At 63.3% G+C, this 354-nt stretch carries 1 pseudogene; it reads left to right on the forward strand.

Annotated elements, in window-relative coordinates:
- A pseudogene (locus IF89_RS0136395) lies at positions 1 to 279 on the forward strand (hypothetical protein); the annotation flags it as partial.
- Positions 280 to 354 lie beyond the last annotated feature (75 nt).

Raw genomic sequence — 354 nt, forward strand, 5'->3', positions numbered from 1 at the left:
GGTGGTTGGATGGGAATCTTCCTGGGCCTGATCCTGGTCATCATGAACCCCACCCTGAACCTCGGGATCGTCGCTGCCGCCGTATTCCTCGGTGCCGGCTTCGGCATGCTGTTCTCCCTCTTTACCTTCTCCGCCCGCCGCCGGCGCAAGGACTTCACCTCGGTCATGCAGATCGTCGCCGCGTCGTACTCCCTGGTGGTGCCCGCCGAAATGGTGGGCCGTGCCCGCAAGCTGCTGAATACCGCCCTGGAAAACGGCGGCACCGGCACCACCAACTAGCGACTCGGTTCGGGGCGTCCGATGACCTCGGATGACCGTACATAACAAGACTGTTCGGTTTGATCAGCCCGGGGG

The sequence above is a fragment of the Streptomyces sp. NRRL F-2664 genome (assembly GCF_000719345.1).
Taxonomy (GTDB): Bacteria; Actinomycetota; Actinomycetes; order Streptomycetales; family Streptomycetaceae; genus Streptomyces.